Annotated in this window: 12 protein-coding genes and 4 tRNA genes; 9 read left to right on the top strand and 7 right to left on the bottom strand. The window is 70.8% G+C overall.

Annotation, left to right across the window (positions count from 1 at the left end):
• Window positions 1-3 precede the first annotated feature (3 nt).
• A complete protein-coding gene (locus tag AAME72_RS18360) occupies window positions 4-1302 on the top strand; it encodes an aminotransferase class V-fold PLP-dependent enzyme (protein WP_348787966.1) in 1299 nt (432 codons plus the stop codon).
• A 26-nt stretch (window positions 1303-1328) separates the two neighbouring features.
• On the opposite strand, the gene AAME72_RS18355 is transcribed toward AAME72_RS18360, so the two are convergent.
• Window positions 1329-2516, bottom strand: a complete 1188-nt coding sequence (locus AAME72_RS18355; protein WP_348787965.1) for an aminotransferase class I/II-fold pyridoxal phosphate-dependent enzyme — start codon at window positions 2514-2516, stop codon at window positions 1329-1331.
• Between the two features lie 126 nt (window positions 2517-2642).
• Window positions 2643-2718 (bottom strand) — tRNA-Val (locus AAME72_RS18350).
• Between the two features lie 188 nt (window positions 2719-2906).
• Here AAME72_RS18350 and AAME72_RS18345 point away from each other — a divergent pair.
• The 3 genes from AAME72_RS18345 (at window position 2907) to AAME72_RS18335 (ending at window position 3204) form a co-directional block, all read left to right on the top strand.
• A tRNA-Gly gene (locus AAME72_RS18345) sits at window positions 2907-2979 on the top strand.
• A gap of 58 nt (window positions 2980-3037) precedes the next feature.
• Window positions 3038-3108 (top strand) — tRNA-Cys (locus tag AAME72_RS18340).
• A gap of 21 nt (window positions 3109-3129) precedes the next feature.
• Window positions 3130-3204, top strand: a tRNA-Val gene (locus AAME72_RS18335).
• Between the two features lie 733 nt (window positions 3205-3937).
• On the opposite strand, the gene AAME72_RS18330 is transcribed toward AAME72_RS18335, so the two are convergent.
• From AAME72_RS18330 to AAME72_RS18320, 3 genes are read right to left on the bottom strand one after another with little or no spacing between them, the layout of a single operon-like run.
• Window positions 3938-4303, bottom strand: a complete 366-nt coding sequence (locus tag AAME72_RS18330) for a hypothetical protein (protein ID WP_348787964.1) — start codon at window positions 4301-4303, stop codon at window positions 3938-3940.
• A gap of 34 nt (window positions 4304-4337) precedes the next feature.
• Window positions 4338-5237, bottom strand: a complete 900-nt coding sequence (locus AAME72_RS18325) for a hypothetical protein (RefSeq protein WP_348787963.1) — start codon at window positions 5235-5237, stop codon at window positions 4338-4340.
• Window positions 5238-5259: 22 nt separating this feature from the next.
• Window positions 5260-5697 carry a hypothetical protein gene (locus AAME72_RS18320; protein WP_348787962.1) on the bottom strand — a complete coding sequence of 146 codons (438 nt, stop codon included), beginning with the start codon at window positions 5695-5697 and terminating at the stop codon, window positions 5260-5262.
• A gap of 111 nt (window positions 5698-5808) precedes the next feature.
• On the opposite strand from AAME72_RS18320, the gene thrS reads away from it, so the two are divergent.
• Both thrS and AAME72_RS18310 read left to right on the top strand, forming a co-directional pair.
• A complete protein-coding gene (gene thrS, locus AAME72_RS18315) occupies window positions 5809-7776 on the top strand; it encodes a threonine--tRNA ligase (protein ID WP_348787961.1) in 1968 nt (655 codons plus the stop codon).
• Window positions 7764-8348, top strand: coding sequence for an HIT domain-containing protein (locus AAME72_RS18310; RefSeq protein WP_348787960.1), 585 nt, complete (start codon window positions 7764-7766; stop codon window positions 8346-8348). The genes thrS and AAME72_RS18310 overlap by 13 nt, the downstream gene beginning before the upstream one ends.
• A 100-nt stretch (window positions 8349-8448) precedes the next feature.
• Here the strand turns inward: AAME72_RS18310 and pdxY are convergent, their stop codons facing one another.
• Both pdxY and AAME72_RS18300 read right to left on the bottom strand, forming a co-directional pair.
• Window positions 8449-9300 carry a pyridoxal kinase PdxY gene (gene pdxY, locus AAME72_RS18305; RefSeq protein WP_348787959.1) on the bottom strand — a complete coding sequence of 284 codons (852 nt, stop codon included), beginning with the start codon at window positions 9298-9300 and terminating at the stop codon, window positions 8449-8451.
• Window positions 9297-10664, bottom strand: coding sequence for an aminotransferase class I/II-fold pyridoxal phosphate-dependent enzyme (locus tag AAME72_RS18300; protein WP_348787958.1), 1368 nt, complete (start codon window positions 10662-10664; stop codon window positions 9297-9299). The genes pdxY and AAME72_RS18300 overlap by 4 nt, the downstream gene beginning before the upstream one ends.
• A 93-nt stretch (window positions 10665-10757) precedes the next feature.
• Between AAME72_RS18300 and pdxS the strand changes: the two genes are divergently transcribed.
• The 3 genes from pdxS to AAME72_RS18285 are packed head-to-tail and all read left to right on the top strand — an operon-like array spanning window position 10758 to window position 12877.
• The gene (gene pdxS / locus AAME72_RS18295; RefSeq protein WP_348787957.1) at window positions 10758-11660 is read left to right on the top strand and encodes a pyridoxal 5'-phosphate synthase lyase subunit PdxS; all 903 of its coding nucleotides are present in this window, start codon (window positions 10758-10760) and stop codon (window positions 11658-11660) included.
• Window positions 11661-11666: 6 nt separating this feature from the next.
• Complete coding sequence (pdxT, locus tag AAME72_RS18290; RefSeq protein ID WP_348787956.1) at window positions 11667-12260, top strand: pyridoxal 5'-phosphate synthase glutaminase subunit PdxT; 594 nt, start codon at window positions 11667-11669, stop codon at window positions 12258-12260.
• On the top strand, window positions 12257-12877 hold the full coding sequence (locus AAME72_RS18285; RefSeq protein ID WP_348787955.1) for a hypothetical protein: 621 nt from the start codon (window positions 12257-12259) through the stop codon (window positions 12875-12877). The genes pdxT and AAME72_RS18285 overlap by 4 nt, the downstream gene beginning before the upstream one ends.
• Window positions 12878-12903 lie beyond the last annotated feature (26 nt).

Below are 12903 nucleotides of genomic sequence, written 5' to 3'. Positions count from 1 at the left end.
CGCATGGCTGACGACTGTTCGCGCCCCCTCGACTTCGAGACCCGCCAGATCCACGCCGGCGCGGTCGTGGACGCGGAGACCAGCGCGCGCGTCACCCCGATCTACCAGACGGCCGGGTACGTCTTCGACGACTTCGACGACGGCGAGGACCGCTTCGCCGGCCGGGCCAGGAACCGTGCGTACTCCCGCAACGAGAACCCCACCAACGCCGTCGCCGGACGCCGGATCGCCGACCTGGAGGGCGGTGTCGACGGCATCGTTGTCGCGAGCGGCCAGGCCGCCATCGCGGCGGCGGTCACCGCGCTCGCCGGAGCCGGTGACCACATCCTCGTCACCCGCTCGCTCTACGAGGGCACTCGCGAGATGTTCCGCGGCGTGCTGAAGAGGCAGGGCATCGCGTTCGAGGAGGTGCCGGACGATGCGACGGACGCGGAGTGGGCGGCGCGCATCCGGCCGTCGACCCGCGCGGTCTACACCGAGACGCTGCCGAATCCGCTCGGCCAGGTGGTCGACATCGAGCGCATCGCCCGGCTGGCGCACGCGGGCGGGGTGCCGCTGGTCGTCGACAACACCGTGCCGACGCCGTACCTGGAGCGTCCGATCGAGTGGGGAGCGGACGTCGTCATCCACTCGACGTCCAAGTGGCTGTCCGGCCACGGCTCGGTGATCGGGGGCGCCGTCGTCGACGCCGGGCGGTTCGACTGGGCCGCCTCCGGGCGCTTCCCGCAGCTGACCGAGCCGCCGCGTCCCGGCGTCGCGTCGTTCGCCGACCGATTCGGCGCCGCCGCCTACCTCGCGTACCTGCGCAGCGTGATCGTGCTGGAGTACGGGCCGACGGTGCCGCCGACCTCCACGTTCCTGCTGCTGCACGGCATCGAGACGCTGTCGGTGCGGATGGACAGGCATGTGGCGAGCGCGCAGGCGGTCGCAGAACGGCTGGTGCAGCATCCCGCGGTCGCCCGCGTGCACTACCCGGGCCTCGCCTCCGACCCGTACAACGCGCTCGCCGCGAAGTACCTGCCGCGCGGCGCCGGCTCGATCGTCACGCTCGACCTCGCGGGCGGACGGGAGGCGGCGCGGCGCTTCATCGACGCGCTGCGGCTGGTCTCGCCCATGACCCACATCGGGGACGTGCGGACCCTCGCGATCCACCTCGGCAGCACCATCCACGCGAAGCTGACGGAGCCGGAGCGGGAGGCGGCGGGCATCACGCCCGGGCTCGTGCGGCTCTCCATCGGGCTGGAGAGCGTGCGTGACATCCTGGAGGACCTGGAGCGGGCGCTCGACGCGGCGTCGGCCTGAGCGCGCGCCGCGACACACCCTCCGGATTAGCCGACGACGGCGCCCGCGAGCGGTTCGGCGCCGACGGCGTCCACGGTCCGCGCGATGCGGCGCACCGCCTCCACGACCGTGGACGGGTCGCAGGCCAGGTTGATGCGCGCGAAGCCGCGTCCCGGTTCCCCGAAGGCTAGGCCGGAGTTGAGTGCGACCCTGCCGACGTCGATGAGCACGCGCGCCGGGTCGTCGCCGAGGCCCGTGGCCCGGAAGTCCAGCCAGACCAGGTAGCCCGCGTCCGCGCGGACGGCCGTGACGCTCGGCGCCCTGGCGGCGAGCTCGGCCTCGAGCAGCCGCTGGTTGGCGACGATGCGCTCAAGGAGGGCGTCGCGCCAGCCGAGGCAGGACAGCGCGGCGACGTTGGCATGTAGGCCGAGGATGCTGGTGCGCGCCGCGAGCTCCTCCGGCAGCCGTGTCAGCAGGGCCGCGCTCTCCGGCCCCGCGGCGACGACGACCGCGCACTTGAGGCCGGCGAGGTTCCAGGCCTTGCTCGCAGAGGTCGCGGTGACGGCGCGCGCACCGGCCGCGCGGGCGACGGGCGCGAACGGGGTGAAGCGGGCTCCGGGATGCGTCAGCGGCGCGTGCACCTCGTCGCTGACGACGAACACCCCGTAGCGGGCGGCGAGACGCGCGAGCGTCTCCAGGCTCTGGCGGCTGTGACATCGGCCGGTCGGGTTCTGCGGGTTGCAGAGCAGCAGGGCGTCGGCGCCCGCGGCGAACGCGGCTTCGATCCCGGCCAGGTCGAGACTCCAGCCGGCATCCTCGCGGAGCGGCACCGTCACCGCGACCGCGTCCGCCTCCTCGATCATCTCGAAGAACGGCGGGTAGACAGGGGGAGTGAGCACGACGCGCCCGCCGCTCGGCGGCAGCACGAGCCGCAGCGTCTCCACCACGCCGACGGTGACGTCGGTGGCCAGGTGCACCCACTCCGGGTCCACGCCCCAGCGCCAGGCGCTCCACGCGAAGTCGGCGAACGCCGGCGCAAGCGGTCCCGCGGAGTCGAGGTAGCCGGTGTCCGAGTTGCGCAGGGTGTCGGCGACGCGGTCGAGGATGGCGGGCTCGACGTCGAAGTCCATCTCCGCGACGAACACCGGCAGCACATCGGCGGGATAACGGCGCCACTTGATGCTCGACCGGGAGGCGAACAGCTGCTCCAGGGGTCGTGCCGGTGCGAAACTCATTGCGACACTGTGCCGCAGCCGGAGCCCGCGCGCGAGCGCTCGCGTCACGCGGCGTAAGGAACGGTCGCGGTGCGGCGCATCGGGCCGCAGAAGCACGAAACCCCCGGACACTGCCGGGGGTTTCTCTGGTGGGCGATACCAGACTCGAACTGATGACCTCTTCCGTGTGAAGGAAGCGCGCTACCAACTGCGCCAATCGCCCGTGGGGACCGCATCCGGTCGCCCGGCTGCGAGATTCGATACTAGCCGACGCAGGGGGCCGAATGCACATCGAGCGGAGGGTCGGCGGGTCGGGATGCGCGACACACCCGGACGGCGCGTCCGGTTTTGTCATCGGGGTCGGGATCGGCTAAAGTCATTCAAGTGCCGCGGGAAACCGCGGAACGAAATGCGGATGTAGCGCAGTTGGTAGCGCATCACCTTGCCAAGGTGAGGGTCGCGAGTTCGAGTCTCGTCATCCGCTCGAGCCGGCCCGGTTTCTCAGGATTCCGGGCCTCTCGAATACGGTGAACAACCCGTTCGGTGGATTGGCCGAGAGGCGAGGCAGCGGCCTGCAAAGCCGTATACACGGGTTCGAATCCCGTATCCACCTCGAACCTGATTCGTCAGGCTCGGGCGATTGGCGCAGCGGTAGCGCGCTTCCCTGACACGGAAGAGGTCACTGGTTCGATCCCAGTATCGCCCACCAGAGAGAAGCCCCCGGGAGACCGGGGGTTTTTGTTGCGCTCGTGCGCCGTGCAACTCGCCGACACGTCATCACCCGGCCGCGTCCCGAGGACGGCCTCACCGGTGTACGGGCCGACCGGGCCTTCCGCGAAACGGAGCACGTCGCGGCCCCCGCGGGAGACGATGTCGTATTGGCCGGCCGAGAAGGCGTTGTACGCGTCCACCGGGAGGGGGTCGCCGCAGAGCGCCACCGGATGGAACAGCATCCCGTCCCGCTCGAGGAGGTCGAGGCTGGTGTGGTGCCAGGTGAAGGAGCGGACGACGACGGTGTGGCCGGGGACGGTCAGCGGGCGGTACCCGTGCGAGCCGGCGAACGCGGCCGCGATCAGGAGCAGGTAGCCGACGGGGACGGCGGCCGCGAGCAGTACCCCGGCGATGAGCCGCACGAGGACCCGAACGGGCACCCAGTTCAGTCGGCCCACCAGCACGATCGCCTGGAGGAGGGCGATCGTGCCGCTCGCCGTGGCGATCAGGAGCAGCAGCAGGCCGAGTTGCATGCCATCGAGGGTTCCCACCAGGAGCACATCCTGGTTCCCGGTCTCGACCGAGTCGAGCCACACACCGGAGACGGTCAGCGCCGCGAACAGCCCGAGGGGCATCCACCCGAGCATCCTTCGCCACCGCACGGCTCCAGCCTGTCGCCGCCGACCTCGCCGCGCATCCGCCGGACGACGGAGGCGGCTCCTCCGCGCGGACTATCCGCGCCGGGGCCAGGAGATCTGCGGGTTCGTGTCCACCGCTTCCGGCAGGAACCAGACGAGCGCCAGCGTTGCCAGGACTGCGGCCCCGACGACACCCAGGAGGATGAAGGTCGGCCAGTGCGGCCGCAGGCAGACGGCGACGATGGCCAGGGCGACCGGGATCCAGCCCACCACGAGGAGGCCACCGAGCACGAAGAGCCGGCCCACGACGTTCCACTGGGTGAGGAAGAACGCGTCGTAGGCCGCCATGAGCAGCAGCACCAGCACGGCGCACGCGACGAGGATGTTCGCCGCGATCGTGCGGCGGCGGGAGCGGATCCGATCCCGGGCGGCGACACTCTCGCGTTCTGCTATCGACATCCGTTACCCCCGACCGTCGATGCTCCGGATCCGGTCAGCCGATCGCCTCCTCGAGTGCGCTCTGCAGACGCTCGTCGACGGCGATCGAGACCATCCCCTCGTCGTCGATCGAGGACACCCGGCTGACCTCGCCGTCACGGGAGAACAGGATGTCGGCCGAGACGACGCCCCCGGGCGGAGGCCCGCTGCGGAGGACCTGCATCGTGATCTCGAGCAACTGCTCGACCGCGGGGAGCGTCTCGGCTCCGGTGACGGGCAGCGCGATGAGCACGTGCCGGTGCGGGATCGTGATGAGCGCGCCCAGCGGTGCTTCGCCGATCACTGCGGGGAGGTTGGCGGCCTTGGACGCCGTGAACATCGAGTCGCCGACGATCACCTGGATGCCGGGAGCAGGCTCGAAGCGGCGGTCGACGGGCTCGCCGTCCGTGTTGCGCTGACCGTAGGCGTACAGCTCGTCCAGGCCCAATGCGAGCCGGTCGACGTCGGCGTCGGAGACGAACTGCACGGTCGTCGGGAAGTCGACGCAGAGCGCGAGGATGAGCTCGTCGGTGAACCGCCGCGCGTAGCGGAACGTCGGCTCGCCCGGTGCGCCCTCGCCGCCGGGGAGGATGCGGGTGCGCACCTGGCCGCGGAGCTCGTCGGCCGACAGCCGATCGACGGCCGGGGTGCTCCGGGCGTCGATCAGGTTGCCGATGTGCTCGGCCACGATCTGCGCCGCCTGGTCGGCGGTCGCTCCGTGCGTCTTCGCGAACGCATTGAAGAGCGGGTACCGCTGTCCATCGGCGGCCACGAGAGTGACGTCCTCCGGCTCTCCGGCGTGCTCGATCGTCGTCTCGATGCCCCGTTCGACCAGGTTCTGCCGCGCGATCGACGTCACCCACTCGATGCGGTCCTCGGGCTGCGGCTCCTGTGCGCGGCGTCGGAAGAGTCCCATCGTCATTCCCCTCTGTTCGTGTTCACGAGTCGTTCTCGTCGTCTCTCGACTCCGGCCGTGCGTCCACCTGCCGCAGCCAGCGGGAGATCTCGTGTTCCCCGGCGCGTGGCGTCTCCGGGAAGCCGGTCAGCCGGACCTCGAACGCGGCCCCGTCGTCGAGGGTGACGCGCAGCCAGTCCCCGCCGCTGCAGGAGGAGCCGGAACCCTCCGCGGTGCCGTCCGAGAAGGCGAGGCAGATCTGGTACGAGCCCGTGCCGCGCACGAGGTACAGCGACCGTCCTGCGGCCTCGCCCTGATACCGCGACGTCGACGGGTCCGCGTCCGTGATGGACGCGGCCACGGCGGACGGCAGCTCGTCCCGTGCGTGCCGCTCGCCGTCGAACGGCGTCGGCGGCGCGACGCATCCCGTGACCGTCGTCGCGACCAGCACCGCGACCAGCGCGGCGATGTACCCCCTCATATCGACCCCCCGGCGCGAGCGTAGCAGCGAGCGGGTGGATGTCTCCGAGCCCGCTCCCGCGCGCACTAGGCTTGACCCATCCCTTTTTCCTACGACTCAAGGAGTGGACAGGTGGCCGACGGCTTCGAGCTCTTCACCGACCGTTCCGTTGTCGCGATGCGCGTCAACGGTGAGCTGAAGGATCTCGCGACGACCGTCACGACCACCGACACCGTCGAGCCGGTGACCATCGACTCGCCGGACGGGCTGAACATCCTGCGCCACTCCACCGCCCACGTCCTCGCGCAGGCCGTGCAGGCGATCAACCCGGAGGCGAAGCTCGGGATCGGCCCGCCCATCGCCGACGGCTTCTACTACGACTTCGACGTCGCGGACGCGTTCACTCCGGAGGACCTGAAGGCCCTCGACAAGGAGATGGCGCGCATCGTCCGCGCGGGCCAGCGGTTCGTGCGCCGTGTCGTCACCGACGAGGAGGCGCGCGCCGAGCTCGCTCACGAGCCGTTCAAGCTCGAGTTGATCGGGCTCAAGGGGCACGCCTCCGACGGCGGCGACAACGAGTCCGTGGAGGTCGGCTCCGGTGAGCTGACGATCTACGACAACGTCGACCCGAAGACCGGCGAGACGGTCTGGCGTGACCTCTGCCGGGGTCCGCACCTCCCGAACACCCGCATGATCGGCAACGGCTGGGCGCTCACCCGCGTCGCAGCCGCGTACTGGCGCGGGTCGGAGAAGAACCCGCAGCTGCAGCGCATCTACGGCACCGCGTGGCCGACCAAGGACGAGCTGCGCGCGTACCAGACCCGGATGGAGGAGGCCGCCAAGCGCGACCACCGGAAGCTCGGCGCCGAGATGGACCTGTTCTCCTTCCCCGACGAGATCGGCTCCGGCCTCGCGGTCTTCCACCCCAAGGGCGGGATCATCCGCAAGGAGATCGAGGACTACATGCGCGATCGGCTGATCGCGAACGGCTACGAGGTCGTGAACACGCCGCACATCACCAAGGCGCACCTCTTCGAGACCAGCCAGCACCTCAACTGGTACAAGGACGGGATGTTCCCGCCCATGCACCTGGACGAGGAGCGCGACGCCGAGGGCAACATCACCCGGCAGGGGCAGGACTACTACCTGAAGCCCATGAACTGCCCGATGCACAACCTGATCTTCCGGGCCCGTGGCCGCAGCTACCGCGAGCTGCCGCTGCGGCTGGCCGAGTTCGGAACCGTCTACCGGTACGAGAAGTCGGGCACGCTCTCCGGCCTCACCCGCGTGCGCGGCCTCACCCAGGACGACGCGCACATCTACGTGACCGAGGAGCAGATCAAGGACGAGGTCGCCCGCCAGCTGGAGTTCGTGCTGGAGACCCTGCGCGGCTACGGGCTCACCGACTTCTACCTCGAGCTGTCCACCAAGGACCCCGAGAAGTATGTCGGCAGCGACGAGAGCTGGGAGACCGCGACAGAGACGCTGCGCCAGGTGGCCGTCGAGTCCGGGCTGGAGCTCGTAGCAGACCCGGGCGGTGCGGCGTTCTACGGCCCGAAGATCTCGGTCCAGGCGCGCGACGCGATCGGCCGCACCTGGCAGCTGTCGACGGTCCAGCTGGACTTCAACCAGCCGGAACTGTTCGAGCTGGAGTACAACGCGGCGGACGGGACGCGCAAGCAGCCGGCGATGATCCACCGGGCGCTGCTCGGGTCGATCGAGCGGTTCTTCGCGATCCTTCTGGAGCACTACGCTGGCGCGTTCCCGGTGTGGCTGTCGCCGGTGCAGGTGGTCGGCATCCCGGTCGCGGACGCGTACGCGCCGTTCCTCGACGACGTGATCGCACGGCTGAGGGCCCGCGGCGTGCGTGCCGAGGTGGACCACTCCGACGACCGGATGCAGAAGAAGATCCGCACGCACACCAAGGCCAAGGTCCCCTTCCAGCTCATCGTGGGCGAGGAGGACGCGTCGGCCGGCACGGTCAGCTTCCGCTTCCGCGACGGCACGCAGCTCAACGGTGTCGCCGTGGATGAGGCGATCGACCGGATCGTCGCCAGCATCGAGACCCACGAGCTGGTCGACACGGCATGGCCGGCCTGAGCGAGGGCACCGACGGGGTCGGCGCGAACGGGGCCGACGGTCCGGTCCGCGTCGACGACCCGTCGTACCTGGTCGGGGTTCCGGACGAGTTCCAGCGGCTGTGGACCCCGCACCGGATGGTCTACATCCAGCAGGCGGACCCCGGTCACGAGGGCTGCCCGTTCTGCGTCGCGCCGAGCATGAGCGACGAGGATGCGCTGATCGTCGCCCGCGGGACGCACGCGTACGCGCTGCTCAACCTGTTCCCGTACAACAGCGGCCACCTGCTCGTCTGCCCGTACCGCCACATCGCCACCTACGACGAGGCGACGCCGGAGGAGGTCGCCGAGATCGGCAGCATGACGCAGACCGCGATGCGCGTCATCCGCGAGGTGTCGAACAACGACGGGTTCAACATCGGCATGAACCAGGGTGCGGTCGCCGGAGCGGGAATCTCCGCTCACCTGCACCAGCACATCGTGCCGCGCTGGGCCCAGGATGCGAACTTCTTCCCGATCATCGCGCGGACGAAGGCGCTGCCGCAGCTGCTCGGCGAGGTCCGCGCGTCCATCGCGAACGCCTGGCCGCGCTAGGCGCCACCAGAGCCGCCGAGCACAGGAAAAGTGTCGCGTTTCCGCCGGAAACGCGACACTTTCTCTGTGCTCGGCGGCCTGCAAGCCGGCGTGCCCCGGGTCAGCGGACCTGGCGCACCTCGAACTGCTCGCGCGGGTGCGCGTAGGACTCCTGCGACTCCACCAGCTGCAGCTCGCGCTCGCCCGACTCCAGCGTGCGGGTCAGCAGGTCGAAGACGCTGGACACGGTCTTGCGGAGCGCGAGCGCCGCGTCGCCGGTCCGGACGTAGTGGGCCGTGAACAGGGCGGCGGTGACGTCACCGGACCCGTTCGCCTTCATCGGCAGGTGCGGGGTCTGCACGATCCACGCGCCCGCGTCGTCCACGGCGAGCATCTCGATCGTGCCCTCCGGGCGGTCTGGACGCTCCACGCTCGTGACGAGGACGGTGCGCGGCCCCATCGCGCGGGCCGCATCCACCGAATCCAGGGTGGTCTCGAGGGTGTCCGGCTCGGTCTCGGTGAGGAAGCCGAGCTCGAACTGGTTCGGCGTGATGATGTCGGCGACCGGCACGACGCGCTCGCGCAGCAGCACGGGGATGGCCGGGGCGACGAAGCAGCCGGACTTGGCGTTGCCCATCACCGGATCGCACGCGTAGACCGCGTCCGGGTTGGCCGCCTTCACGCGGGCGACGGCGTCGATGATGACGTCGCCGATGCCCTCGCTGCCCTGGTAGCCGGAGAGGACCGCGTCCACCTGGCCGAGCACTCCGCGCTCCTCGATGCCCGTGATCACGTCGCGCACGTCGTCGGGGGCGATCAGCGGCCCGCGCCACGCGCCGTAGCCGGTGTGATTCGAGAAGTTCACCGTGTAGACGGGCAGCACCTCGACGCCGATGCGCTGCAGCGGGAAGACGGCGGCGGAGTTGCCGACGTGACCGTAGGCGACCGCGGACTGGATCGAGAGGATCTTCATCCGTACATCCTTTCATCTCGCGGGACCGCCGCCTGCCGCGGGTCCGCCGGCACGGTGCCGGACGCCTCGGCGAGGTCGTCCACCAGTCGCGTCGTCTCCTCGTCGGTGAGGTCGTGGACCGTCAGCCGGAGGTGGTGCGATGGCGCGGCGTGCTCGCCCAGGAGGAACTCGTCGCCGGTGCGGGCGAGCCAGCCCCGCCGCATCAGCCGCTCGGCGACGACGCGCGCCTCCACCGGCAGCGCAACCCAGAGGTTGAGTCCGTCGGCGGCCTCCGCCGGGAGCCCCCGGTCCGCCAGCAGCGCGGCGAACGCGGCGTTCCGTTCGGCGTAGTGCCGGCCGGCGGCGGCGACCTGATCCAGCACCGTCTCGTCCGTGAGCTGCGCAAGCACGAGTCGCTGCAGCACGTGGCTCACCCACGTCGTGCCGGGGCTCAGCCGGAACGCCAGCCGCTCCGCGGTCTCCGGATCGGTCGCGGCGACCGCGAGGCACATGTCCGGCCCGAGGAACTTCGAGACCGACCGCACGAGCGCGAACCGGCGGTGGCCGGGTCCGATCAGGGACTCGTACGGGCGCTGCGACAGCATCGAGAAGTGGTCGTCCTCGATCACAAGCACGTAGGGATGGCCGGCGAGCACCGCACGGAGCTCGGCCGCACGGGTCGGTGTCAGCGTCGCGCCGGTGGGGTTCTGCGCGCGCGGCGTGCAGATGATCGCCCTGACGCCGGCGTCGAGGGCCGAGCGCAGGCCGTCGACCGTCATGCCCTCGGCGTCCACCGGCACCGGGACCGCCCGGTAACCGCCGAGGCGGACCGTGTGGATGCTCGCCAGGAAGCACGGATCCTCGAGCGCGACCGCGTCGTCGCGCAGCAGGGCCTGGGCGAGCAGCCGCTCCACCGCATCCACCGCGCCGTTGGTCACGGTGATGCGGACGTCCCGGTCGGGCAGGTCGGCGCTGACCCAGTCGAGCGCGCGCTGCTGAAGCGCGGGGTCGATCACCGGCTCGCCGTAGAGCACCGGCCGGCCGACGGCCGCCGCGAGGGCACCGGAGAGGTCGGGGATGCGCTGCGGGTCCGGGTTGCCCGTGCCGATGTCGCGCAGCACGCTGTCGGCCGCGTAGCCCTCCTGTGCGACCGCGTCGAGACCGGCGATCACGGTCCCGGCGCGCCCGCGCGCGACGACGACGCCCGCCTGCGCCAGCAACCGGTACGCCGCCACCGCGGTGTTGCGGTTGACGCCGAGCCTCGCCGCCAGCTCACGCACCGGCGGCAGCGCGTCGCCGCGGCTCAACACGCCGCGCTCGTGCAGAGCGCGCACGCTCGCGGCGATCTCCGACGCGGTCGAGCCGGTGATGATCTGTTCGTCCACATCCCCTCCGCCAGCGAGTCTACTGAGTCGGGCCGGGGGTGCTATCGTTCGGCATAGGCCAAAACAATCTTTGTTCCACACGAGAGGGCGATGATGACAGAGACGGAACAGGGCACCGCGACCGGATCGAGCCGCGTCAAGCGCGGGCTCGCCGAGATGCTGAAGGGCGGCGTCATCATGGACGTCGTCACCCCTGAGCAGGCGCGCATCGCGGAGGACGCGGGGGCCGTCGCGGTCATGGCGCTGGAGCGCGTCCCCGCGGACATCCGCGCTCAGGGAGGCGTCGCCCGGATGAGCGACCCGGACCTGATCGAGGCGATCATCGCCGAGGTGTCCATCCCGGTCATGGCGAAGGCGCGCATCGGCCACTTCGTCGAGGCTCAGGTGCTGGAGGCGCTGGACGTCGACTACATCGACGAGTCCGAGGTGCTCTCGCCCGCCGACTACGTGAACCACATCGACAAGTGGAAGTTCACCGTGCCGTTCGTCTGCGGTGCGACGAACCTGGGCGAGGCGCTGCGCCGTATCAACGAGGGCGCGGCGATGATCCGCTCGAAGGGCGAGGCAGGCACGGGCGACGTGTCGGAGGCGACCAAGCACATCCGCAAGATCACCTCGGAGATCAACGCGCTGAAGTCGATGACCCGGGACGAGCTGTACGTCGCGGCGAAGGACCTCCAGGCGCCGTACGAGCTGGTCGCCGAGATCGCCGAGACGGGCAAGCTCCCCGTCGTCCTGTTCACTGCTGGCGGTGTGGCCACTCCTGCCGATGCCGCGATGATGATGCAGCTCGGCGCGGACGGCGTGTTCGTCGGCTCCGGCATCTTCAAGTCGGGCAACCCGGAGCAGCGTGCCGCCGCGATCGTCAAGGCGACCACGTTCTACGACGACCCGCAGGTGATCGCCGAGGTCTCGCGCGGTCTCGGCGAGGCGATGGTCGGCATCAACGTCTCCGACCTCGCCGCACCGCACCGCCTCGCCGAGCGCGGCTGGTAACACGGAGTGCAGAAGCCGACCGTCGGCGTCCTCGCCCTGCAGGGCGACTTCCGCGAACACCTCGCGGTCCTGCGCGGCCTGGGCGCCGACGCCGTGCCTGTCCGCCGCCCCGAGGAGCTCTCGGCGGTGGCGGGCCTCGTCATCCCCGGCGGCGAGTCCAGCGTCATGGACAAGCTCTCGCGGGCGTTCGGGCTCGCCGAACCATTGAAGGAAGCGATCGCCGACGGGCTGCCGGTCTACGGCACCTGCGCCGGGCTGATCATGCTCGCGGACCGGATCGTGGACGGCATTGCCGGCCAGCAGAGCCTCGGCGGGCTGGACGTGGCGGTGCGTCGCAACGCGTTCGGGTCGCAGGTGGACTCGTTCGAGACCGACCTGGACATCCCGGCGGTGGGCGAGACGCCGATGCACGCCGTGTTCATCCGGGCACCGATCGTCGAGACGGTGGGGGAGAAGGCGACCGCGCTCGCCCGCGTCGATGGCGGCCGGGTGGTCGCGGTGGAGCAGGGCAACCTGCTCGGCACCTCGTTCCACCCGGAGATCACCGGCGACACGCGCTTCCACGAGTACTTCCTGGCGAAGGTACGCTCGCGGGTGTGAGTCAGCGCGCCCCCCGGTTCCCGTACGAGTCCCAGTGGGGCGACGAGCGCTGCAACGCGGCCGTCGTGCTGCGGAGCGAGCCGCCGGGGCGGTTCCACGACTGGTCGCTGGACGGCTACGCGTCGGAGGCGGAGTACGAGTACTGGGCGTCGCACGTGTGCGGCCTCGCCTGCCTCCGCTCCGTGCTGCGCGCGTGGCGGCCGGAGCGGAGGATCGTCCCGATGGCCGAGCTCATCCGCGGCGCGGTCGCCGCCGGCGCACTTGTGCCACGCCCGGACACGGTGGACGGCCTCTACTACCGGCCGTTCCTCGCCTGGATCGCGGCCGACTACGGCATCCAGGGCGAGGTGTTCGAGGGGGCGGACGTCGCAGGCTGGCTGCCGCGGGTGGGGGAGGACGCGGTGGTGATGGCCTCGGTCTCGCCGGAGGTCCGCTGGCCGGAGCGCCCGAACGAGCGCCGCGGCGGTCACCTGGTGCTGGTACACGAGGTGGATGCGGACGGTCGCGCCGTGTTCCACAACCCGTCCGGGATCGGGTCGACGGCGGCGTCCGCCGCGCTTCCGCCCGACGTGTTCGAGCGGTTCCACCCTGGTCGCGGGATGCTGTTGCACCGCTGACCCCGAGGGTCCGGCCGGCGTCCGCC

This window comes from Leifsonia sp. NPDC080035, from assembly GCF_040050925.1.
Classification (GTDB): domain Bacteria; phylum Actinomycetota; class Actinomycetes; order Actinomycetales; family Microbacteriaceae; genus Leifsonia.
Note: the sequence above shows the minus strand (reverse complement) of the source record. Positions and strands in the feature narration are given on the sequence as shown.